20 protein-coding genes and 1 pseudogene are annotated in these 24166 nt (G+C 56.5%); 11 read left to right on the top strand and 10 right to left on the bottom strand.

Annotated features, from left to right (window positions below; all coding sequences use genetic code 11):
* Nucleotides 1-161: 161 nt before the first annotated feature.
* From AC26AR_RS06250 to AC26AR_RS06215, 8 genes are all read left to right on the top strand, one after another.
* Nucleotides 162-707, top strand: coding sequence for a hypothetical protein (locus AC26AR_RS06250; protein ID WP_024952248.1), 546 nt, complete (start codon nt 162-164; stop codon nt 705-707).
* Nucleotides 704-2269, top strand: a complete 1566-nt coding sequence (locus AC26AR_RS06245; RefSeq protein ID WP_488107756.1) for a DEAD/DEAH box helicase — start codon at nt 704-706, stop codon at nt 2267-2269. Before AC26AR_RS06250 ends, AC26AR_RS06245 begins: the two co-directional genes overlap by 4 nt.
* 332 nt (nt 2270-2601) lie before the next feature.
* Nucleotides 2602-3549 (top strand): site-specific integrase, encoded by a 948-nt coding sequence (locus AC26AR_RS06240; protein WP_024952250.1) that lies wholly within the window; start codon nt 2602-2604, stop codon nt 3547-3549.
* A gap of 364 nt (nt 3550-3913) precedes the next feature.
* Nucleotides 3914-4747 carry a hypothetical protein gene (locus AC26AR_RS06235; protein ID WP_417285519.1) on the top strand — a complete coding sequence of 278 codons (834 nt, stop codon included), beginning with the start codon at nt 3914-3916 and terminating at the stop codon, nt 4745-4747.
* Nucleotides 4748-4873: 126 nt separating this feature from the next.
* Nucleotides 4874-7363: a hypothetical protein gene (locus AC26AR_RS06230; RefSeq protein ID WP_417285520.1), complete on the top strand. Its 2490-nt coding sequence runs from the start codon at nt 4874-4876 to the stop codon at nt 7361-7363.
* Nucleotides 7360-9972, top strand: a complete 2613-nt coding sequence (locus tag AC26AR_RS06225) for a hypothetical protein (RefSeq protein ID WP_488107755.1) — start codon at nt 7360-7362, stop codon at nt 9970-9972. Before AC26AR_RS06230 ends, AC26AR_RS06225 begins: the two co-directional genes overlap by 4 nt.
* Nucleotides 9973-10418: 446 nt before the next feature.
* Nucleotides 10419-10661 (top strand): helix-turn-helix domain-containing protein, encoded by a 243-nt coding sequence (locus AC26AR_RS06220; protein ID WP_136938067.1) that lies wholly within the window; start codon nt 10419-10421, stop codon nt 10659-10661.
* The gene (locus AC26AR_RS06215) at nt 10658-11950 is read left to right on the top strand and encodes a type II toxin-antitoxin system HipA family toxin (RefSeq protein ID WP_279855651.1); all 1293 of its coding nucleotides are present in this window, start codon (nt 10658-10660) and stop codon (nt 11948-11950) included. Before AC26AR_RS06220 ends, AC26AR_RS06215 begins: the two co-directional genes overlap by 4 nt.
* A gap of 59 nt (nt 11951-12009) precedes the next feature.
* Here AC26AR_RS06215 and AC26AR_RS06210 read toward each other — a convergent pair whose 3' ends face one another.
* From AC26AR_RS06210 to AC26AR_RS06190, 5 genes are all read right to left on the bottom strand, one after another.
* Entirely contained in the window at nt 12010-12744 is a 735-nt protein-coding gene (locus AC26AR_RS06210; protein ID WP_488107754.1) for an NERD domain-containing protein, read from the bottom strand.
* A 246-nt stretch (nt 12745-12990) separates the two neighbouring features.
* On the bottom strand, nt 12991-13452 hold the full coding sequence (locus AC26AR_RS06205) for a DUF4823 domain-containing protein (protein WP_488107753.1): 462 nt from the start codon (nt 13450-13452) through the stop codon (nt 12991-12993).
* Nucleotides 13453-13641: 189 nt separating this feature from the next.
* A complete protein-coding gene (locus AC26AR_RS06200; RefSeq protein WP_488107752.1) occupies nt 13642-13983 on the bottom strand; it encodes a DUF427 domain-containing protein in 342 nt (113 codons plus the stop codon).
* Between the two features lie 78 nt (nt 13984-14061).
* Nucleotides 14062-15381 carry an ergothioneine biosynthesis protein EgtB gene (egtB, locus tag AC26AR_RS06195; protein WP_488107751.1) on the bottom strand — a complete coding sequence of 440 codons (1320 nt, stop codon included), beginning with the start codon at nt 15379-15381 and terminating at the stop codon, nt 14062-14064.
* Between the two features lie 142 nt (nt 15382-15523).
* Entirely contained in the window at nt 15524-16519 is a 996-nt protein-coding gene (locus AC26AR_RS06190; RefSeq protein ID WP_488107750.1) for an ion transporter, read from the bottom strand.
* A 185-nt stretch (nt 16520-16704) separates the two neighbouring features.
* Here AC26AR_RS06190 and AC26AR_RS06185 point away from each other — a divergent pair, with 185 nt between their 5' ends.
* Nucleotides 16705-17163, top strand: coding sequence for an META domain-containing protein (locus tag AC26AR_RS06185; RefSeq protein ID WP_488107749.1), 459 nt, complete (start codon nt 16705-16707; stop codon nt 17161-17163).
* 92 nt (nt 17164-17255) lie between these two features.
* Here the strand turns inward: AC26AR_RS06185 and AC26AR_RS06180 are convergent.
* Nucleotides 17256-18391 (bottom strand): IS3 family transposase gene (locus tag AC26AR_RS06180; protein ID WP_488106879.1). Its coding sequence is split into 2 segments (ribosomal slippage): nt 17256-18133 and nt 18133-18391, totalling 1137 coding nucleotides; the frame shifts between segments, so codons are not numbered across the junction.
* 342 nt (nt 18392-18733) lie between these two features.
* Nucleotides 18734-19648: a LysR family transcriptional regulator gene (locus AC26AR_RS06175; protein ID WP_488107748.1), complete on the bottom strand. Its 915-nt coding sequence runs from the start codon at nt 19646-19648 to the stop codon at nt 18734-18736.
* A gap of 148 nt (nt 19649-19796) precedes the next feature.
* On the opposite strand from AC26AR_RS06175, the gene AC26AR_RS06170 reads away from it, so the two are divergent.
* Nucleotides 19797-20837 carry an SDR family oxidoreductase gene (locus AC26AR_RS06170; protein ID WP_488107747.1) on the top strand — a complete coding sequence of 347 codons (1041 nt, stop codon included), beginning with the start codon at nt 19797-19799 and terminating at the stop codon, nt 20835-20837.
* Between the two features lie 264 nt (nt 20838-21101).
* Here the strand turns inward: AC26AR_RS06170 and AC26AR_RS06165 are convergent, their stop codons facing one another.
* From AC26AR_RS06165 to AC26AR_RS06155, 3 genes and pseudogenes are all read right to left on the bottom strand, one after another.
* Nucleotides 21102-21734, bottom strand: coding sequence for an SDR family NAD(P)-dependent oxidoreductase (locus tag AC26AR_RS06165; protein WP_488107746.1), 633 nt, complete (start codon nt 21732-21734; stop codon nt 21102-21104).
* Entirely contained in the window at nt 21662-21877 is a 216-nt protein-coding gene (locus tag AC26AR_RS06160) for an SDR family NAD(P)-dependent oxidoreductase (RefSeq protein WP_488107745.1), read from the bottom strand. Before AC26AR_RS06160 ends, AC26AR_RS06165 begins: the two co-directional genes overlap by 73 nt.
* Before the next feature lie 84 nt (nt 21878-21961).
* Nucleotides 21962-22555, bottom strand: a pseudogene (locus tag AC26AR_RS06155) (NAD(P)/FAD-dependent oxidoreductase); the annotation flags it as partial.
* Nucleotides 22556-22649: 94 nt separating this feature from the next.
* On the opposite strand from AC26AR_RS06155, the gene AC26AR_RS06150 reads away from it, so the two are divergent.
* Nucleotides 22650-24166 (top strand): IS3 family transposase gene (locus AC26AR_RS06150; RefSeq protein ID WP_245163163.1). Its coding sequence is split into 2 segments (ribosomal slippage): nt 22650-23084 and nt 23087-24166, totalling 1515 coding nucleotides; the frame shifts between segments, so codons are not numbered across the junction.

The following is a 24166-nucleotide window of genomic DNA, read 5'->3' as shown; positions in this document are numbered from 1 at the left end:
AGGCAAAAGCCGAGTCATCCCAGTCGCCTGAGACTTCGGCGTCACACGACTCGTCATCTACCGTCACCTCAGAGAGCCAGCATCGCTCTCCTCCCCCTCACACCTCGAGCACTCCCACATTCCAAGATTCCTCGACTGCCGCAGCTTATCGGCGAGGACAGTTGATCAAACAGCACTTCCAGCAGTGGCTGAAAGCCTTGAAGGATAAACCGACTCATTTCACGAAAGTCAGCTGCCGCAACGAGCTGATGAAACATCCGGAGTTGGCGGGCTATAAACCCATTATTGTCCTGCAGCGTGTCGGTGACTTGATCGATCGCCTGGTCATTGATGGTCACGTTGTGCAATCCGACACCATCGGCAAGCGTCGCCGCGTCTATCAACTCATCGATAGCACTTCGGAGCGCTCACCGGATATCCCCTTGCCGAGCAATCGACAGGATCTTGCCACGTCGAAAACCGATAGCACATCGCATCTACCGCTCGATGCAGCACTGCAGGAACAACGTCGGGCCTTGAAAAAATCCATGCGGGCCGCGAGCGCGGAAGCCGAGCACCTCTATCAATTGGCAAAGGACTATCCGGAGGCGAAACCCGACATTGCTCCACTCCAAGAGGATGCAATTCAGCGCGCCTGCGAACTCCAGGGACAACTGGCTGCCGTGCTGGCGCTCTCTGCAAAACGCCATGCTGGAGGTGCCTCATGACGCCACGTCAGATCAATCGATTACTGCCCTCTCTGACAAGCCCGACACTCAGAGCCTGGCAAGCGCGTTGTATTGAGACAGCGCTTCAACGGCTTTCGGATCAGCGGCCCCATTTCCTGTGCCAGGCCACCCCGGGTGCGGGCAAGATGCTGATGGCCGCCGTCCTGGCTGAGGAGCTGATTCTCAACGGGAGCATTGATCACGTCATCTATCTCGGCCCCACCTCTGCCGTGGTGGAGCGTGCACGCGAGACGTTTTCGCAGATTCTGGGGCGCCCCATGCAGGGCAGGCTGGGGGACATCGGTATCGCGCTGACCTATCAAGCGCTCAGCTTCCGCCTGGAGGACCTCAAGCAACTCTGTCGCCAAGGGCGTGTCCTGTTGGTCTGGGACGAAAGCCACCATGCCGCCGGCGCGACAGCGTGCACCGCAAAAAACACCTACACCAGCTCCGCAGCCACCGGCGCCAATCAATGGGGATTGGCGCTCTTGGCATTGGAGCGCGATGTTCGCTTTACGCTCGCCTTGTCAGGCACTCCTTGGCGCACCGATGGCAGCTGCCTTCCCATGCTGCGTTATATGGCACCGAGCCATGAAGACGCCTCACCGTCCGAGCCATCGGTGCCAACCCTGCCATCGGCCGACAATGACCGCCTCGCGCTGATCCCAGACTTCACTTATCCCCTGCGTGATGCCATCCAGGATGATGTCTGCCGTACTCCCCAGATCTATTTGATAGATAACGACGATATACGTCTGGTGGCAGAACAGCATGCGCAGCGCGAGACACTGTATTACCAAAGCATCCCGGCCTTGCTGCGTCACCCAGGGGTGCATTACGCCGCCTTGCTGCGTCACCCGGGGCCTCAGCAGCATTTGCTGGACGTCAGCTGCCAACGCTTGCGACAGCTTCAGGAGAAAGACCCGACCGCCGCAGGATTGGTGGTGGCATCCAACATTGCTCATGCAGAAGACATCGCTGATTGTCTGAAACAGATGGGACAGACGGTGTGTCTGGTTACCAGCCAGACAGAAGGAGCGCACGCACGACTTGAGGCGTTTCGCTACGGTCATACCTCGTGGATAGTCTCCGTCAACATGGTCAGTGAAGGGATCGACATTCCCCGCTTGCAGGTATGTTGCTATCTCAGCCACGTCAGGACCGAACAGTATTTTCGCCAAGTGCTAGGCCGGATCATACGGCGTCGACATGCACAGGATGATGCGTGCTATTTCTATGCCCTCAACGAAAGCACGTTACGACACTACGCCTATCGACTGTTTGACGACTTGCCCGACGAGCATGCTGCGATCCAACTGGATCCCTTCTCTTCCCCGACACTACCCGCCCCAAACGTCTATCCAGCCAATGATTCAATAGCCTCCAACGATCCTGGCACAAGCGGAGAACACCCCACGATTGACATGCATGGCGCGCTACATGCTCAGCCCCCCATGAGTGAGTGTGTGAGCCTGTCAGAGGGAATACGAGAGATCACTCTTGATCTGGCAAATGATGTGGCGTTCTCCAACGCCTTCTTGGCGCGCCTAGTATCGCTCTGATTACAGGGGGCGGCTCGGCAGCCACGCCCGCGCGACCACCAGATGATTTAACTTTTTTATAGCTTAACTCTAATCATAAAATCTACAAATCGCACATTTACCAGTGGTATTACTCGGACAAACCTGCGTATGCGTGACTCTCAACTCTCCATGCTTTCTAGGGCATGCATTTCGGGTTGGCTGATTTACGAAGGGTGATAGCGTGAAATTCCATGGCCACCTCACAGCGCATATCGGCCCTCATTCCAACTTTTCGACATCGATGGAGATCCCTCATGGTGTCCAGACCACCGACAGGCATCCACCCGCCTCAAAGACGGAGACATCAGGCAATGCAAGTGATCCCCTATCAGGGAAACCAGGACTCTCTGCCGGGACTTTGCCTGACGGTCTCGGCACGAAAGCTGATCATGGCAAGCCTTGCACCGAGTACCATCCGAGCCTTCCAAAGCGACATACGGATGTTTCTCAGACGTGGCGGCACCCTCCCCAGCACCGACACGGAGATTGCCAACTACCTCACCCGGTGTTTCGAGGACGGTTATAAACCGAATACGCTCAAGCGACAGCTGTGCTCGTTACGGCGTTGGCACCTTGTCATGAATTGCCCCACCCTGGGCAATGAGCAAATGATCAAGGGGGTTATGCGCGGCTGTGCACGCCTCAATGAAGTGCCGGTGAAACGTGCACCAGCCTTGATGCGAGACGATCTGCATCAGCTGCTGAATAGCCTGGATTTGAGCGAGTTGCGAGATCTGCGCGACGCCGCCATGTTCTGCCTGACGTTCTATGGAGCATTTCGTTACAGCGAAGTCCTCAACCTTCGTGTCGAGCACCTCACATGGGATACACGAGGCGTGTTGGTCAGGCTCTCCCGCAGCAAGACCAATCAAGAAGGACGACATGAAGTCAAAGCCATTCACCATGCGGATACCTCGCTCCCCTACTGCCCCGTCAATCTCCTGTATCGCTGGCTGGAAGCCGCCCATATCCAGAGAGGTGCGGTATTTCGCAGCGTCTCGCTGGGCGGCAGGCCTGGAGGCTCGAAACTCTCTCGAACTGCCTTTCAGAATGCGTTGATCAGGGGGCTTGAGCGGTCAAACCTGGCTTCACGCGGATTCAGCACACATAGCATGCGTGCTGGCCTGATCACTGAAGCTCATCTGCGGGGGAAGAGCCTGGAGCAGATACAACGCGTGACAGGTCACAGACATCTCAGCACCTTGACGGAGTACATTCGGGTCGCAGACCCCTTCGAAAACAGCGCCAACGACTTTTGATAAACATGAGCAATGCATTACCGTTCAATAATCGATGAATTGACAAAAGCAATCACTCAAGAACTCGTAATACAAAATATCTACCAAGCTTGACGTCGAAAAGCCCTAATGCTCTCGAAACGGTCGATTTTGACGGTTAAAAGATACCTTAGATTCTTGCCACTTGAGTTATGCTATTAGTACACACTGATTCAGCTTGGATATATCAGGAGGCGGCACTCCCAGAAATATCGTTCTACAGGTCGGGTGTATTACTCGGCTGATCATCACTACTCAAAGTTACCCGCGTTTGCTGGACATGAACTCGACGAATGATTCTCTCATACGTCTCGGCCCCCCTTTGTCCATCGTTGGAGTCATCAATATGCCAGATGCTACCTATACACCGTCACTAGTGAAAATCAGCGCTGACAAGACGCTTGTCATCCATCAGCGAGTACTCGAGGTGGACACCGCCGAGCTTATGAACGAGGAGCATGCTTTTCGACCAACGATCGCGACAGAGAACCTGCCCCTAGCGCCTGTCCGCTTCCGCAGCAACGTTCAGTCGACTCACACTTCCGAGGAGTTCGTGAATTTTCATGTCATCAAAGCCATCGTATCCACACAGAAAGTGCCCGTCTCACAAAGTGTATTTTGCATCGAGATCGATATCGGCAGACTCAACGAAGATGAAGTCCAGGTGCTGAGATTCTATTACCAGATACTACAGCCTCTGCTCGAGCTTGGCTGGGAATGGATCAATATCCACAAGCTAAATACCACTGGCGATATCAAAATTAACGAAAAGAAGTTATGGAACAATATACTCAGAAACTTCATTAGTGATAAAAGATTACAATGCGCATGGAGCAATGTAGTTACTCAACAAAAATTGCCAATAAAATGCAAGCAAGTCTCTTCAATGTTCAAGCATCGTTATTCTGTTGACTCGATCAGGAAATTTATGAACGAAATAAATAAAAACACAAATACCCATCAAAGCGGTGTATCTAAAGATAGGAATACGGTACCCGCCGCTACTGCCGATGAAACAAATAGTAAAAACGCTCATAGTAAACGAAAAGATAATAGTAAGCAGCAACCAGATATCAATAAGAAAAGCAACGCTAAAGAAAAAAGCAAGCACTCGAATAACAAGGAGGAAACCGACTCGAATCCGCAAATGGGACTTGCACTTTCAAGTTCGCTTGACTGATAAACAGGAGGCTCTCACGTGAGTGAACACCAACTACCTGACCAAATATTGGCTAATTACGACCTCAATGCGATCGGGTCCCGCTGGCCCCTTATACCGGAGTGGCTCAAGAGGAGCCTCCCACCCTTGATTGCCTCAGAATATCGCCTCAGTGCTCGCCTCTTTGCCGCCGATTACTTGGTGCCAGATCTTGTGCCCCAAGTAGAAGAGTTTCTAGAAAGCCAATTTTTTATGGAAGATGAGTCACATCGAAATCATAGAATGTCTCACTGCCTTCATTACACGGTGAACTACCGATTTACATCGCTCATTGATCCTCGCGTAAGCAGTATCCGACAGCTGCTTAGACTGATTTTTTGTCAGCCTCGTCGTACTGTGAGACGTAGCTCTGCCATCAAATATTACACCCAGATACTTGAGCTTAGAAAGACGCTTAAGCGGCTACTTGACTGGGGCGACCTGGATGATATTCAAAACAGTTTCCCCAGACCCATTTCCCCTACCCTGGGAGAGCAGTTAGTTCCTCCTCCCGAGCATTTTTCCGATGCTGATTTGGAGCTGCTCGAACAGTTTCTTCATGCCTATGATACAGCAACTGATCGTCCATCGGAGCATCCCAACCATCTGCGCAATAAGAAAGCGACACGCGCTTTGCTTGACGAAATTTATCAGTCGAGCCAGCTCACTCGTAGCCCAATAAGAAAACAGCATAGAGCTCGCAATGAAAATCAAAAAAGACGTCAATATGTCGATACCATTCTTCGTGATTCGCCACTTTGGGCCAGTGACAAATCTAACAAAATTCATGCTGAATATACCGACTATCGCTCCCTTGACAGGTCAATCCAAGCACTTGACCATGCCTTAATAGAGGATGATGAAGAGCTCATAGATGACAATGAACATCAGAATGAATCATCACCTAATGAGCTGAACCAAAGCAGTATCTCACCCCTCGACCCAGTGAAAGAGCTATTCCATAACACGCTGCTTTCACAAGGCGATCAGGCGCTTCACCTTGAACGCGTTCAGCTCTTGCAACAGGCCCGCAGTCTCAAGACATCTGCAGACATCAGCCTACGCCCACAAGAAGAGGTTCTAGCAGCTTTACGTATCTTCCAACCACCGAAAGATGAGGAATTTCTCATAGAACCTGGGAGTGCCATTGCTGATCGACAAGCTTTGGCATTTCTTAGCATTCTACTTTGCAGTGGAATAGCGCCTGAGCGCTTACTGCAGACGACGGTAATCTCCCGATCCCCAAAGCTGCCTCTCAATAGCGACAGTAATCGTGAGTGGATCATCTGCCAGACGCTGGATCAAGTTCCCAGCTGGTCACCGGAGGAGGGGCTACTCCATTACTCTGTCAACAAGGCACCTAACGAAGCCATCATCACGCTGCCCTTGCCCAACGCTCTCAATCAGTCACTCATGGCCGAAAAGGTATGGCTCCCCGGCGCCCAGCCTTTCGAAGCACTGAAATCACTGATCGAGAAAAGACTCAAGCGCTGGGGGGATAACCGTCCCGGAAGTACTCTGACGTTGAGGCGCGTGTCCGCCAGTCATCATCATTGGGTGATACCTGCCTGTGAAGATGAAGTGATCGCGACCTGGTTGCGAGGCGAGCTCCCGCTCTCACTCTCTGCCCCGGCAACGTATCGAACGATACCTCTGCACAAGATTCAGAAGGCTTTTCTCTCGGCTCAAGCTGCGCTTGGCCTATTTCCCTTGTTAGAAGACGACTGTCGTACACCTCGCGAAGATCACACCGTGGGATCCACAAAAGCCCAGGAGCCGAGCTATTTCAAACGTTCGCTTCATTTGCTGACGCAACTTACCAAGAACCACGCCATGCTGGTTACCTCATTGATTACCTCACAAGGGAATCGTAGTAGCGACTTACGGGCAGTCGGCGAAGCCATTGCCCGGCAAGGTCAGATACTGGGGGCGCTGGCCTTACTTGCATGGCAGCTCTGCACCTTGGCTCGCCCAATTGGATCCAAAACCCAATGTGAGCAGCTGGAAAATACGCTCTGGCTACGCGACAAGGATTCGGCTCGGGCACAGGAAAGCCGCCAAATTCCACTTGTCCCCGCCCTTGGCGCATTGCTCCGGCTTCAGCATGAGTGGCGGGAGGAATGGCAACGATGGTGGAAACGCCAGGGTGGTAAGGGAGATTTTCTTGGGGATGAGCAAATCGCCTACCCCGTTCAATGGAAGTTCAATGCCTCGACAATGATGTTGACGCAGCAATGCATGCAGCATGCTGACTGGCGGCAGTGGCTCAAGGATCTTCCAACATTCATGCCTTCGCCTTTGGCAACTGAATTGAGCCAATGGGGCCGCCAGCCTTCCAATATCACGCGCCATAGCATGATCACCGCGCTCCAATCGCGACTTTCTCACGCTGAATTTAGCGCGCTCGCTGGACACACCACTCAGGGACATTCACTCCAATCCCCGTCCAGTGATCGGAACCTGATTCAATCGGCGACACGAAGCGCACTAACCGATATCGCCAGACTATGCGGCTTGACACCGAATCTGCTTCACAGAGACGACCTCCCATGGCCCATTGAGCACGCCGGACCAGCCATTCAAGGAGATAGAGGATGAGCGCTGTTACTACCATTGATCTTCGGAAGAAAACCGATGTACCTGCCCAGGGCACTCTCAAGGCGCTTACAGCTCCGAAGCTGCCTCCGATCGAGCTTTCGAAAACACTGGGTAGGATATTCCGTCGCTGGGATGATCCAGATCATCGCCTTTTCTCCTCTTCTGAAGAGCTCAGACATTTCCGCAAGAATGTCGCACGCTACGCCTGGCGACGGCATAAGAAAAAGGTAACCAGGGCACAAGCCAGAGCGCAAAGTGCGCCTTCCACCAAGCCGTCTCGCGCTCGACACAATGCCACACGCTTGAACCAGCGAGATGTACAAGCCTTGATTCGCAACGCCATCCAGCTTGCCAAGGAAACTGAACTTGACTTCAGCTCCCGAAAGGTCACCAAGGAAGTCGCGCTTGTACTGACTCATCTCAACCGAGAGCCTGACTTCGAGGCTACGATTCCGACCAGTATCAAACGCCCGGTCAGACCCTCATCCGCGGCTACCTCATCACGAGATATCAAGGTTCAGCAACGGGTGCTGGATTCGGTACGCGCCCTGCAGCGCATTCCCGCCAACCAATGTACGCCAGAGCAGTCTCTTCTCTTCCTAGCCTTGAGCATGGGTACCCTGCTGGGGATGGAGGAAGAAGTGATTCGCCATACCTTGCTGAACTTGAGCCCAGAGCACCTGCCACGCCTGAACACCAAGCGCGGCCCCCACCATTGGTTCATCGGCTGTCTGCCAGAGTTATCTCGATCACATCCAGCCCATTACCGGCTAAAAATCCCGAATCATCTCAGGAGGCTACTCAGGGCTTGCCGTCAGTCCCCTGTTCCATCACCAGCCACCTCCTCCCAGCAAGCCGATGTATGGTGGTTCTCCTCGGATGCTATGCTGGACCTGAACAGTCCATTGGAAGCGCGAGCTGCCCATCTGGATCAGCTCTTGGTCACCGGTCTGTCACAGCTGCTAGATAGCCAGGCACCACGCAGGACTGGTTCCTCCGCTTCGCTGAAGAATGTCCGATCATTGCTTCGTCATGCCTTCCGGTGCACGACATTGCTGGGCCCTGCGCCCCTCTGGTCACAGCTGCTTCGGCGCTATCCCCTGCCAGTGTGTAGCTGGCGTTCTCCTTGGCAGCATGACGAAAGCCTCCTTTTATCGGCGGCCCCCCTCCCTACCTCCGGTACGTCGAGCGCTTCTGGAGCCATGGATGTCTCTGAACCGGAAGACATCGAGACCGATCTTCACACCCCTGAACTCCTTATGGGAGGAGGCGACAGGAGCAACGAATCGTCACCATCTACCTCTCCCCGATACCGGCAGGATCAACTATCAACAGACTGGTATGTGAAAGCAGGCAACCAACTATATGCGTATATCACCGAACTGGAGCATGAAGGTCTGATAAACCCCAGAGGGGGATCCGCAATCCAGCGGCATGACGCCATTACGTCTCGCTACGCGAAGAAGCTGATACACATGCTGGGCGAAGACAGCTACCCACTCTGGATACTGCTATGGCTGTCTTATCAATCGAGCACTCAAGGCAATAAAGCCAGCACGCTCAGGACTTACCTGAGTCGTCTGACGCCCACCTCCATGATGATGTTGCCCGATATCCCATGGTTGACGCTCTGGGATGGAGAACTGATGGAGGCGATCAGCGAACAGCTACCGACTCAGAAAGGCTGGGACACTTCGACATCCCACAACTTCTTCCAGACGTTCAATCAGTTCATCAGCTTCTGCCAAGGTAACGATCGATTAACGGGTATTCCCCCCGTGCAGGGTGAGGGAGGTCGCTTCATCAGTACATTGCGTACACATCTGATCATGCCGCACGAGGCGGAACATCTGACCCGGGCGCTCTCCCAAAGACGGAGTGGATTGCGGCGCAGCTGGCTGATCGCCTTCCTGCTTGGCTACTACGGGGGCCTGCGAGCTGGAGAAGTCATGGCATTGACACTGCATGACGTCATCATCAATCAGCCGGGAGACGACGGCCCCACCTACTGTTACGTAGAAATCCATGCTGGGAAGACCGCAAATGCTCGTCGCAGCGTTCCTCTTCACCTTTTGATATCCCCAGAATTGATGACGCTGGTGAAAGAATGGATTGATAGGCGCCGAGAGTCCTTTGCTGGCCAGCATCGTTTGAAGAACATTGCCTTGCTGGGGCCAGAAAGCTCTCCGCTGGGCTATTCAAGAGAGAGCCTGCTGACCCCGCTCATGGCATGGGCCCGGCAGTCTCTCCGAGGTGCCCTCACGCCCGGACTGAAGTTGGAGGACATCCACTTCGATTTTCATCTCTTGAGGCACAACGCGATCTCGTGGCTCGTACTTCGCCTCTACAGCGACGACTACCCTCAGCTCCTGGATCGTCTTTCCTCCGCCTGCCGAGGGCATTGGTCCTTCACTCCCCCAGCCCTGGCGAACTGCCGCCGAGCGGTCTACGACGTACTGGAAAAGGATGCCAAGGCACGAGGTCATCGTCTCGAGTTACTCGCCAAGTTGATCGGGCACCGCAACTCTCAAACACTGACACATCACTACACGCACGTGCTGGGTGAGATACATGGTGAGGTACTTCTGGAGCTGATGAAGCGACGCTGAAGGCGAAGGCCGCATACTCGTATACTGGCTGTCGCCTATCGAAGCCGAAGCGCAGGTGGACGGCGGGCTAGAGATAGCCCAACCCCGATGCATCACCCTCCATCACTTGCGGTGTTGCACTTCAGAGTCCACCTGCGCCATCTCACGCCCGGCGGTCGGGATGAATCAGGAGGTGCAGTGGGCCGTCCGAGTCTGTACACACGGATGGAGCATTAGCAGTTCATGCGTGGTGCGATGATCTCCTTGATACTTTGACAACCTGATCGCCCTCAATTGTCCTGAGAGGGAAAAATTGCAGCACTTGCAACCCGCACACCAACTATTTTCCCTATAGGGAAAAATTAAGGCCTACTCCGGTATACCTAACTAATTTTCCCTATAGGGAAATTTTTAAGTATACTAAATTGTTTGCAACAACCCGCTTTCTTATCGTGAAAGGTCTTAGCATGCCCCTATCACAAGCAGTTCCCATTCATGATGCCGCAACGCTTGGCAAGTTGATTCGCCGCGCTCGCAAGCAGCAAGGGCTAAATCTTGAAACCCTTGCAGGTCTTTGCGGGTTGAGCATTCGCTTTCTGAGTGAGTTGGAAAACGGCCGTGACAGCTGCGGGCTGGGTCGCATATTGATCGTACTTGATACGCTAGGCATCGAGCTGTCCGCTGTTCCTCCGGAGGGATTCGAATCATGATATTGCCGGATTCGTTGAACGTATGGCGCGACACGCAGCATGTAGGGACGTTGTGGCGCGGCACGGATGGCCGACTGATGGGCTTCGAATACAACGATACCTGGCGACAGAACGGGCATGCCATTTCGTACAGCTTGCCACTAAGCCAAAAGGCTTGGCAGCCCCAAGACCTTCTGGCGCATCACTGGTTCGCAAATTTGCTGCCTGAAGAGCAAGCCCGGGCGGCGCTGATCAAGCGCCTGGGTATACCAGACGACGACTTCTCGCTACTGGCGACCATCGGCGGCGATTGTGCTGGTGCGCTGACGATCCTTCCGAGCGATCACATGCCGCCGTCAAGAGCCCTACCGTCATCCCTCGATGACAACTACCGCGAGTTGCCGCTCGATCGACTTGCGCAATGGGCTGGTGCTCGCGAGCGGTATGCCCTGATGAACGAAGGAGCTCTGGCCAAACGCCCTCGTCTCTCGCTGGCCGGCGCGCAGGACAAGATCCCTGTGCGACTGTGGAACGATACACTCTATTTACCTATCGGAATCGAACCCTCTACCCATATTCTGAAATTCGCCGTCGAAGGGCGTGAGCAAGTCATTCTGAATGAGCTGTATCTGAACAATCTGGCACGCTTGGGGGGGATAGCCTGCCCGAGGACCACGATGGTCTATGCCGGCCGACATCCTTACTTGATGGTCGAACGCTACGACCGCTTGGGTATTGAAAGCGGGCACGTCGAGCGTTTGCATCAGGAGGATCTGTGTCAGGCCATGGGCGTGTCGCGGAATCAGAAATACCAGGCTTACGGTGGGCCACGTTTCGGAGAAATCGTGCAAACAGTCCGCGAAGCCTGCCGACCCTCAGCGGCATCCATTCAGCAGCTGCTTCGCTGGCAAATATTCAATGTGCTGGTTGGCAACAGTGACGGCCATGCCAAGAACGTGTCCTTGTTACAGGACTCCCGAGGTCGTTGGCAGATCGCCCCAGCCTATGACCTCGTTGGCACCATAGTGCTCGGTTACGATTCAGACATGGCCTTCTCCCTCGGCGGGGAGTTCAATTCGATGCAGCTGCTACCGCGCGATTGGCAGGCCTTTTCGGATGAGTGCCGATTCAGTTATCCGTTTGTGAAGCGCCAAATTCAACAGATGGTTACCATGCTCGCTGATCTATCCGACTCAGTCATACTCAAGGAGCAGCTACAGCAAGCCGGTCTCGAAGGCAAAGGCTGGACGAGGTTGCAGCAGCAACGTCAACACATTCAAAAGCAGTGCCGCCGTGCCGAGCGATGGTAGTGCCTGTCAGCGAAATTCAAGTTTGGATGTTGCCTCGTTCGGGGCCGTGAAGGCAGTCATCACAACGCCTGAGTGACACGACACTGGGGGAAGGTCGAGCAACCCAGAAACTGCTGGCCCTGCTTCGGGCCTGACTTGACCACGCGAACCACCATTGCACTGCCGCATTTCGGGCACTGACGTGTCGCCGGGGATTCATTGCGCTGCTTGAGATGCTTCACATGAGCGCGATGCGTCACCAAGGTCGGTGCCAGGCGCCCCGTCAACAATGCCTCGTGCATGGCCTCGACCTGTGCCTCGCTGAAGACGGGCGTCGCGAAAGAGCGGATATACGACACGAAGCCAGTGCCACGCGTCACATTGGGCGGCATCTCGGTCTTCAGGACCGCGCTACCCACGAAGATGATCACCGAATGCAGGTACTCGGAAGGCACGCCGAGCGTCGCCTCCAGCGCTTTGAGGTGCTTGTAGTTCTGGCGCAACGGGTTCTGGAAACTGAAGGAACGGCGATGGAGCTTCTGTGTCCAACGCGCCTGCTTCTCGCTACCGAAGATCCAGCCCTTCATGTTCTTGGTTTCCAGCACGAAACACCCATACGGCGAGAGCAGGACGTGATCGATCTGAGTGGTGCCGTCCGGCGTCTTGAGGGTGACATTGTGCACGGCACGATAGACATGCTTATCCAGACGACGACGTGCCACCCAACGCACCAGCCACTCGCCCAGAATCCCCTTGAACCATGAAGACTTGAAGATCCCGACAATCAGGACAAGGGGCAATATCCAGGCAAACATACTCCATACTTGCGTAATGACGGGTGTGAAATCCATTTCACGAACTCCATATACTATTATCGTGGCCGAGCACCCTGTCATGCTGGCTCGCCTGGCCATCATGACAGGGTGTTGGGGAATGACATGACGATGTGATGCGCTTGCAACTGGTCATGAGGTGTAGCGCCAATGACTGACGAGAGATCGATATCTCGCAGCAAGCGCAGCCTGTCTATCAAGCCCGCTCAAGGGACTAGCGACATCGTGTCACTGCCTGCCGTAGAGCGAAGACACGAATTCATTGACGGGCTTCGACAGCAGATCCTGGGGCCGGTCCCCACCCAGGGTCGCCAACCCACTCTGGCCCTTCGCTATCGCGGAGGCTTCGACGGTATTGGTCGCGACGTCTATCACCTGAACCTTGACCTCGATTTGATCAGGCTTGCCGGACCATTCTGTCGCCCTGTCCTCCCAGTGCACAATAGTAGGGAATACCAGATATATAGCGCCTGCCTGCATGGCAGCGTCCCACGCCTCACTTCTTGATTGAGTGGAATTGCCATAACTCACGTTATCTGCGTACTTGAGAAAGGCGCCCTGAAGTATCTGAGCCGTGGTCATCCCAGACCCGGTATACCGCTGCGAACCATAGACGCCATCACGTGGGACCGAGACGTACAGGGGCTCGTCGGGGGCCATCGAAAAGCCGGATGTGCTGTTCGACTTCATGAGTTGGTGACTATCCGCACATGCCGCCAACAAAAACATTGCCGACAATAATGACAGCGCTCTTATCATTCTTCGCATCTTGTCATCTCCGTCCGAGTTGGAGTTATCAAGCTATAGCTCATGTCCAACATGCGGTGATTTGGATCAGCGGGTCAAGCCAAGGCTGTCAGCCTTCAGCTCTGAGTGGTATCACTCCACCTCCAACGTGACCTTGTCGCCATCAAACGCCAGCCGCCCGGCGATCGCCTGCATCTCCTCGATGGGGTGATCGTAGCTCCAGGCGATGTCGGAAAGATCCGGCAGCGAGTAATAGGTACTGTCGCCCTTGAAGGGGCAATGGGTGACGGTGTGAGAGACCGAGAGCTTCGCCATCGCCACATCGCCGCGCGGCAGGTAGCGCCGCGGCGGATAGCCCTTCTCGCGCAATTCCAGCGCGTCGCCAGTGTCGGCGATCACTGTCTCACCGACCAGGATTCGCACCCGCGAGGATAGCGGGTGCAGCGTGATACGCGGTTCGGGGTGATCGGCCATGAACACTCCTTTTCGGGTTGGAAAATAGAAGCGGCAGATGAAGGTGCTTGGAGGCGAGTTCTGAAGGGCGTAAGCCCATCATGCCCCACCGTCCTTGGCGAGACGGAAGCCGGAGAACGCCCAGCGCGCCTCGGGCGGAAAGAAGTTGCGATAGGTCACGCGGATGTGGTCTGCCGGCGTGGCACAGCAGCCTCCGCGAAGCACCATCTGGCCGGACATGAACTTGCCGTTGTATTCGCCCAGGCTGCCCGGCAGCTTGCGAAAGCCCGGATACGGACGATAGGCGCTCCCCGTCCACTCCCAGACATCGCCGAACATCTGACTCGGTGTGCCTTCGGCTTTCGCGGCTGCAATTGGCTGCAGATGATCCTGATCGACGAAGTTACCCGAGAGAGGGACATCCTGAGCCACCGTTTCCCACTCGGCCTCGGTGGGCAGGCGCGCACCCGCCCACTGCGCATAGGCATCGGCCTCGAAGAAGCTGACGTGGCAGACCGGCGCGCTCAGATCCACCGGCACCAGGCCGCCCAGGGTGTAGTGATGCCAGACGCCATCGCGTTCGACCCAATAAAGCGGCGCCCGCCAACCTTCCGCCTTGACCGTCGCCCAGCCATCCGCCAGCCAGTGCTCGGGGTTGGCATAGCCGCCTGCCTGCATGAACGCAAGAAACTCGCCGTTGGTCACCGGACGATCGGCCATCTGGAACGCTTCAACGAACTGACGGTGACGGCCCATCTCGTTGTCGTAGGCGAAGCCGCCTTGGGCTACATCATGGCCGATCTCGCGAATCCCGGCAGGATAATCCAGCCAGCCCAGCGGCGGCACCTCCTGCTCAGGTGTCGGTGCCAAGCCTGGCGCCAGATCAACCCGATAGGCCGGGCACAGCGGGTTCTGCGCCAGGATGTGCTTGATGTCCATCAACAGCAGCTCCTGATGCTGCTGCTCATGCGGCAGACCCAGCTCCAGACGGCGCAGAATCTCCGGCAGATGTTCCTGGGGTGGATTCTCCAGCAGCGCTTGCATGGCCCGATCGACGTGCGCGCGATAACGATAGACATCGTCGACGGTCGGGCGCGAGATTGTGCCACGCTCGGCGCGCGGGAACGGCACACCATGGGTTTCGTAGTAGGAGTTGAAGAGATGATCGTAAGCGGGATCGAGCGTCTGATAGCCGGGCTGAAACGGCTTCAGGATGAAGGCCTCGAAGAACCAGCTGACATGGGCGATGTGCCACTTGGGCGGGCTGACATCCGCCATGCTCTGCACCATGTAGTCTTCCTTGTGCAGCGGTGCACAGATCGCCTCGGTAGCAGCTCGCACTCGCTGGTAGGTACGTAGCCACGTCTTCGCCTGCTCGAGGCCGTGAGTGTCGCTCAAGGGTTGCGGTGCATATGACATCGAGACGTCCTTTTGGGTGTTACAGATCCATTTCCGAGATACTGATGTCGGGAGGTCGTGGCCGGCTTTCAAGGGGCTGCCCCGTGCAGAGAGTTGCCCTGCACGCTGGCCAGTCGCGACATGGCCATGCCCCCCCCTTCCTTCACTCGTATTTCTTCTGCCAACTCTTCACGGCGATGCGCTCCTTGAGCAGTTCCAGCATGTCGATCAGCACTTGTTCGGTGATCTTCTCCGTCCTTGGGTCAGTGCGTGCCCAAGCATCGAAACCACTCTCTGCCAGATGCCCCACCAGCGCCGAGAACTCCTTGGAGCGCAGGCCCGCCAAGGCTTCATCGACAAGGTGACAGGCCAGATCCGACAGCGAGCTTTCCAGCCCTTTCGTCAGCTGGGTGCCCATGGGCAGGCGCGAGACACGCTGGAGCTCCGGGCTCTCCGCCAGGGTGCGACTGACCAGCCCCTGCACATAGCGCAGGGTATCGTCGCGGTTCTGGGTGTAGATATCCCCTGCCATGGTCTCGAGTCGTAGGCTGATCTCTTGTATCAAGGCGTGCTTGCGAGGCTCCACCACACGCTCGATCACCGACGATGAGAGGTCATCGCTATCGCGCAACTGCTGCTGCACGTTATCGAGCATGCGCAGGGAGATACGGTCCGTCAGCTCCTCCAGCAGGATGTCGAGATACTTGGCCGCCACTCCGTAGAGGTACCAGCGGCGAACATCGATCATACCGAGGCGTTGCAGACGGAACAGCAGCGAGATCACACGCAACACACGCAACAGACGGAAGCCGCTCAGCGGGATACACCCCAGCACGTCATACCAGTGCACGAAGGGATAGAAGAACCAGCGGTGGTAGCGCCGCTCCGCGATGGCCACTGCCCATCCCGCTAGCACATCGAGCAGGAAGACGGCGACGAACGCCAGGTCGATGGAGAAGAAGTTGGCGTGGATGTTCTGCTCATAGGCCGCATGCAACCCGGGTGTTACGGCCTCGAAGGCCGTGTTCAGCGGGGGGATCAGGAAGAGGCTATCGAACAGCAGCAATGCCAGATTGGCGATCACGAGCACGATGATGAACAAATCCCACCACAGATGTATCCGCTCCCTGGCGGACGAGGGCGTGCGGGTGGCTGGCATGACAACTCCTTGGCGATTGTTTCAGAATGCGTAACGCGTCTTCCTGACTCAGCCTACAACGCATCAGACGACCACGCTGGAAAGGTCGCTGTCTGCGAGAGCCACCAGCGCTCCCGGAGCACGTCCACCGGAAAGCACAGCCCCGAAATCGCCGTAGACAACCTATTAGTGAGGGAGACATCCGCATGAAACAAGCGCAAGTGATGACATGGGCTGCTGTGATGAGCGCAGCACTCACCCTGGGCGGCTGCGCAGGCGCTCAATACGCTGGGGATTATCAAGGTGTCGACGAGCCACTGGAGAACACCTATTGGAAGCTGGTGACACTCGATAACCAGCCAACACCTGTGGTGGAGGGCAAGCGTGAAGCCCATATCGTTTTACATACACAAGACTCGCGAGTAGCCGGCTCCACCGGCTGCAATCGCCTGATGGGGGAATATCACCATGACGAGCAAGAACTCGACTTCAGCCGTCTGGCCACCACGAGGATGGCATGCCCCGGTGAAGTAGCAACGCTCGAACGCGATTTCCTCGCGACACTCAATGACGTATCGGGCTGGCAGATAGAAGGCAAGACATTGACGCTGACCGATGAGCAAGGTGTGTCGCGTGCCCGCCTAGAGGCCGTTCACCTCTATTGAAGAGCCATAGGCCCCAGTGACAAGGTGAAGTGGACCCCATCCTTTGGACCACCTGACGGGTCGTCTAAGCTCGGATCAGGTCATCATCGGCGTCAGGCCGCCTGGGTCAGTGGTTGAGAGAAGTACACTTCATCAGGTGTAGCATCGTCCAGCCCTTGGTGGGGCCGCTCCGTGTTGTACCAAGCGAAGTAACACTTCAGATCCCTTCGCAAGTGGGCGCCACTCTCGAAAGCCTTCAGGTAAACGCACTCGTACTTCACGCTGCGCCAGAGTCGTTCCACGAAAATGTTGTCCTGATAGCATCCCTTGCCATCCATGCTTATCCGGACATCATGGGCTTCCAGCACTTCGGTGAACGCCTGGCTGGTAAACTGACAGCCTTGATCTGTATTGAATATCTCGGGCTTTCCATAGCGCGCCAAGGCTTCCTCCAAAGCATCGATACAGAAGTCCGTATCCAGGGTGTTGGAGACCCGCCAGGCCAGCACGCGACGGCTGTGCCAGTCCATGATGGCCACCAGGTACATGAACCCGCGCGCCAAGGGAATGTATGTGATATCGGTCGCCCACACTTGATTGGGGCGGTCGATGACCCGCCCCCGCAGCAAGTAAGGATAGATCCGATGCCCCATGCCCGGCCGGCTGGTGCATGGCTTTGGATAAATAGCCTGTAGGCCCATCTCGCGCATCAATCGCTGAACGCGCTTGCGGTTCACCGCGTATCCCTGGCGATTGAGATGGGCTGACATCCGTCGTGAGCCATAGACCGGTGTGCGCAGATGCTCCGCGTCGATCAGACGCATTAACTCCAGGTCATAGGCCCCTAGCGCCTTGCGCTGATAGTACATTGAGGAGCGACTGATACCGAGTAGCTGGCACTGACGCCGGAGGCTGATGTCGGGCGCCTGCGGCTCGACCAGTGCCACGCGCTGGGCCCGGCTCAACGACCGAGCCCGCGTGACAAAAAATCCCGTTCCACCGTCAGCTTGCCGATCTCGCGGTAGAGCGTATCGATCTCCTCCTGGGTCTTCTGAGCGGTTTTACCGGAACTCTTGCTCTCGAAGACGCCGGTGGCGTTGTCCAGCAGTTCGCGTTTCCACTGACTCACCATGGTGGGGTGGATCTCGAAGCGGGCCGCGATCTCCGACGTGGTCTGCTCTCCCTTGAGGGCGGCGAGGGCTACCTTGGCTTTGAACTCACTGCTGTACTGTCGACGTTTCCTGCTCATGATCAAGCTCTCCTGGTCGGTCTGATCAGAGCTTAGCGCCTGGTCCGAATTCCGGGGACCACTTCAAAGGTGTCGGGACGGGAAGAAATGCCGTGCACTGCTTCATCGCGCCTGAATCACTTGTCCCGCTCCAATTGTTTGCGGCATCCACGCCGCAAGACATTCCTGTCATCTCGCATGTTCGGACTGCAGGGAGCATGAAGGGACTCACCTCAGCATCACGCCTTTATCAGACGGTGAATTGTTTCTGGTAAAGGTCTATACCGGATAGGTCATCCGAGGCCCAGACTGCCGTGGACATCATGTGGGTCATTCTTTGCCCTCGCCACTCCCCGGCAGCCCTCAAGCGCGAGAGCTGGATGCATGACTCTGGCAGTGTGAGGCACCTCTCTCACTGCCTAGCTTGTCGTGAAGAAATTCAATGAAGGTACTGATCCGTCGACTTGCATACCTGCCTTCCGGAAACACAGCGTACAAATTCAATTCAGGGATTCGATAGTCATTCAGCACAACTTCCAGTCGTCCGGCCTCAATATCCTCTGCCACATCCACCATCGATTTAAATATCACTCCAGCCCCTGCAATCGCCCACTCACGCAACGCGCCACCATCGCTGGCCATTCGATTGCCCGCCACCGTCACGGAAAATACCTGCCCTGCCTCTTGGAACTCCCAATGGTTCTGGGGCGCTCCTGGGCGAGCGAGCACCATGCACTGGTGGGATGATAGCTCTGATGGGTGTTGGGGGCGCCCTGCGTCCTGCCAATAAGCAGGTGCCGCACACACGACACGATGGGTACTGACGAGACGTCGTGACGTCAAGCTTGAGTCCGCCATCGGTCCATGACGAATGGCCAGATCAAATCGTTCATCGACCAGGTCCAACACTCCATCGGATAGCACGAGTTCAAATTTTACTTCCGGGTGCTGTGTCAGGAACTGATCGATCAGCCGTGGCAGGTGCGTGCGGCCAAAATCATTGGTCGCCGTCAGCCTGATGGAGCCACTCAGCGACCCTGTGCCCGAGATCCGCTCAAGAGCCTTGTCATACTCGGTCAGGATCCTTTCGCTGTCGTCTCGAAATTGTTCGCCTTCCGCCGTCAAATGCATGGCACGCGTTGTTCTGACGATAAGCTTGGCCCCAACCTGCTGCTCAAGCTTCTGTAAGGCCTGGGTGACCAATGACGGGGACTGGCCTCGCTGACGGGCGACCGCCGCCATTGACCCACGCTCACAGATATCCACAAAAAGTTTCATTAACGCCAAGCGATCCATTATTCACCACTTAATGAAGGATGAATTCATCAGTCGAGCATTTATTAGCAAAACAAACAATGCCACTGTCAGGCCGACGACATGGGCGCCCCCCCTCCCATGATTATGCGCCACAGGACAGGAGAGTCTCATGAGCCAACATCACCTATTAGTCGCTGGCGCCAGTGGCGTCATCGGCCGTGCAGCAACAATGGCCTTTGAAGAGGCAGGATGGCGAGTCACGACACTCTCTCGCTCCTCAGAGGGCCCGGGAAGCGGACACCACGTCAGCGCCGATCTCCTGGATGTAGCCTCTTTACGAGATGCAAGTGATGTACTGAGCAGTGTGACGCACGTATTTTACGCCGCATTGAAACCGGATCCGGACCCTGCCACTGAAGCACAACAGAATGGCGACATGATGCGGCACCTCTTCCAGGTGCTTGAAGAATCCCAAGCGTCAATCGAGCATCTGGTCTTCGTACAGGGCGGAAAAGTCTACGGTGCTCACCTCGGAGTCTACAAAACACCGGCTCGAGAAGAGGACAGCCGGCATTTCCCCCCCAATCTGTATTTCGAGCATGAAGATCTGGCTCGCGAACTCGAACGTAAGGGGATTCGTTGGACCGCATTGCGTCCCGACATCGTGATAGGCCATTCCCTGGGTTCAGCCATGAACCTCGGCAACCTTATCGGTCTCTATGGCACGCTTTGCCGGGAGCTCGGTGTTGCCATGCAATTCCCCGGCACAGCGCGTGCCTACAATATCTTGCTGAACATCTGCGATGCCGATCTGGTGGGCAAAGCCGCCTTATGGGCTATCGCAGAGAACCAGCAAGGGCCCTATAACGTCACCAATGGTGATCAGATTCGGTGGCGCCACGTCTGGCCAGAGATCGCCAACTGGTTTGGGCTCGAGACTGGCGAGCCTCAACCTATTTCGTTGGAAACACGTCTCGCTGCCGTGTCAGGCACCTGGAAGACACTTGCAGAGCGCCAAGGACTTGCCGAGACAGATATCGACAAGATTGCGCAAGGTGGCTTCGGAGATTTCATCTTCCATGTCGAAAAGGACGCTGTCTTTGATTTGACGAAGGCTCGCCAAGCCGGCTTTGCAGAAATGTGTCGCCGCTCCCCCCAGAGTCTTATTCAGCACCTTGAGGCTATGAGAGAACATCGCCTGATCCCTTGACGCTTAATCACTCGACCCTCTGGTACGCGCATGCTCGACTCGCCCCAAGTGCTTCAGCCATGACGTACTGCAGGAGCGCTAACACGCTGACAGATAACCGCATGATCCTACGCGGTTACCGAGTAGACCACCCCACGAACGAGGGTCATAAAGCCTTCAAGTGACAGGAGTCAGGAGCCGTCACGACAAACAGGCCACCTTCCATTAGCGTAAGGTGGCCTGTCTCGTGCTGTCATCCTGTATTGAAGCATGATCAGCGCTAGCTCATAGCGTGAAGCCACCATCGACGGCGATGGCCTGCCCTGTCACGTGTTCGGCCTGGGCGAGGTAGACCACCAGCTGTCCCATGTCCTCAGGTGTCTGGGCGACTCCCTGGGGCAGCAGGCTCTTCTGCAGGCGCTCCCATGCAGCGGGCTCGCTTTCGCCTTCCTGACTCCAACGTGCCGAGAGTCCGCTCTCGCCACGCCACATGCCAGTGCCGACAATGCCCGGACAGAGCGCATTGACGGTGATGCCTTCCGCTGCGACCTCCTTGGCGACGGCATTGGTAAAGCCGATGACCGCGAACTTCGAGGCACAGTAGTGCGACAGATCAGGAAAGCCGACCTTTCCGGCCATCGAGGCCACGTTGATGATCCGCCCGACGCGGCGTGAGCGCATCACGGCGACCTCGGCCTGAGTGCATAGGAAGGTGCCTCGCGCATTGACGTTCATGACGCGGTCCCACTCCTCCACTGTCAGCGCATCGATGGAATGGATGCCGATGATGCCAGCATTGTTGACGGCGATATCAAGTGGGCCAAGTCCGGCTTCGGCCTCCTCGATCAAGCGCCGCACGGATACCGTATCCGAGACATCGACTTGTAGCGCCAGACACCGTCTACCCAGTGCCTCCACTTTTGCCGCCGTCTCGCGGGCGATGGCGAGATCAGATCCGCCACCACGACATCCGCGCCCGCCTTGGCCAATGCCAGCGCGATCCCTTGGCCAATACCGCGCCCACCCCCTGTCACCAGTGCAATCTTGTCGTTCAGTTGCATGAGTCGTCTCCTGAATCTCTCACTGAAATCTGCAAATGCTGCGCCGCTGCCATGGCGCTGGCACACGGTCCAGCGCCACTGGCCTCAGCTCAGGTGGTGGACTTCCTGAAGGCCGTAGACCGGCGTTGGGATACCCTCGAGTCGCGCCTTGAGCTGCAGCGCCAGATACTGGGAATAGTGGCGGGACTGGTGCAGGTTGCCGCCGTGGAACCATAACGCCTGCTGTTGGGTCGGCTTCCACATGTTGCGCAGCTCCCCCTCCCAGGGCCCGGGGTCCTTGAGCGTATCGGAGCCCATGCCCCAGCATTTGCCGACCTTGTCGGCGACCTCCTGAGAGATGATTCGAGCCGCCCAGCCATTCATCGAGCCGTAGCCGGTGGCATAGACGATCAGATCGGCGGGCAATTCCGTGCCGTCTGTCAGGGTGACCGAGCGCGGATTGATGCACTCGATGCCGACGCCACTGCGCAGTTTGATATCGCCATTGGCGACCAGATCACAGGCACCCACATCGATGTAGTAGCCGGAGCCGCGCCGCAGGTATTTCAGGAACAGACCCGAATCGTCATCACCGAAATCGAGCAGGAAGCCTGCTGCCTCCAGTCGACGGTAGTAGTCGGCATCACGCTTGCGGATCGCCTCGAAGATCGGCCGCTGGAAGTCGGGCAGTATCCGGTAGGCCCTATCTGCCAGCGTAGTTGTCACCTAAACGGATTGAGAGGTGATCAACGTGCGTTATTCCACAGAGCGTAAGGAAGCCATCCTCAAGAAGATGGCGCCGCCTATGAGCATGGCCATCCCGGAATTGGCCAAACAGGAAGGCATCACTGCAACAACCCTCTACAATTGGCGGAAACAGGCCAGAGAGCGAGGACAAGTTTTGCCATCACGTTCCACCCAGCCCGACCAGTGGACCAGCCAGGAGAAGTTCCAGATCGTCCTGGAGACGGCCCCGATGAACGAGGCCGAACTCAGCGCCTATTGCCGCGAGCGTGGGCTCTACCCCGAGCAGGTGGAAGCCTGGCGGGATGCCTGCATGAACGCCAACGACGACGTGGCAGCGCAGGCCAAGCAACAACGCCAGGCTCGCAAGGCGGAGCAAAAGCGGCTCCGTAAGTTGGAGCGCGAGCTGCACCGCAAGGACAAGGCCCTCGCCGAGACGGCGGCCCTGTTGACCCTGTCAAAAAAAGCCGAGGCGATCTGGGGCACGACCCACGACGAGGACGACTGACCAGCCTCCCGGATCGCCAGCGCATCGTGACCCTGGTGCAAGACGCCCAGCGTGACGGGGCTCGGCTGGCCAAGGCCTGTCAGGTGATGGGCATCAACGTGCGGACCTACTACCGCTGGGTCGCAGAAGGCGAAGTGACGGCGGACCGCCGCCCCGACGCCGATCGCCCGGAACCGGCCAACAAGCTATCTCCCGAGGAGCGAAAAGCGATCGTGGCGTTGTGCAACGCTCCAGAGTACCGAAGCCGCCCTCCGGCCTTCATCGTGGCCGATCAGGCTGACAAGGGCCGCTATCTGGCCTCTGAGTCGACGATATACCGAGTGCTTCATGAATATGATCAGCAACATCACCGGGGCCGACAGCAGGCCCCTCAGCGTAAGCGCCCACCGACCACTCACCAGGCGACGGCGCCGAACCAGCTTTGGTGCTGGGACATTTCGTGGCTGCCCGGTCCCGCGCGCGGCACTTGGTGGTATCTGTACCTGATAATGGACGTCTTCAGCCGCAAGATCGTCGGGCACGAGATTTATGAAACAGAGACTGGCGAGCTGGCCGCTGAGTTGATTCAGAAAACCTGCTGGCGAGAGCGCCTGACAGATCGTCATAAACCCTTGATTCTGCATTCAGATAACGGCAGCCCGATGAAGGCAGCGACCTTCCTGGAAAAGCTCTATGACCTGGGCATCACTCCCTCGTACAGCCGACCGCGAGTCAGCAACGACAATGCCTTCGCCGAGTCGGCCTTCAAGACGCTGAAGTACCGGCCGGGCTTCCCCGTCGACGGGTTCGCCACCCTGGCCGAGGCTCAGGACTGGGTTCAGCAATTTACCGAGTGGTACAACCATGAGCACCGGCACAGCGCCCTTCGCTACGTCACGCCGAGCCAGCGTCATGACGGCGAGGCCAAAGGCATTCTGACGCAGCGCCGAGAGGTCTTCGAGGCCGCGAAGCAGCGTCACCCGGAGCGATGGTCAGGTGACATCCGAAAACTCGACCTGCCGGAGATAGTGCATTTGAATCCGGAGCGGGATCCGATACCGCAGGCAATAGGGTTTTAA

The organism is Cobetia sp. PS-4MA (assembly GCF_057670765.1).
Note: the sequence above shows the minus strand (reverse complement) of the source record. Positions and strands in the feature narration are given on the sequence as shown.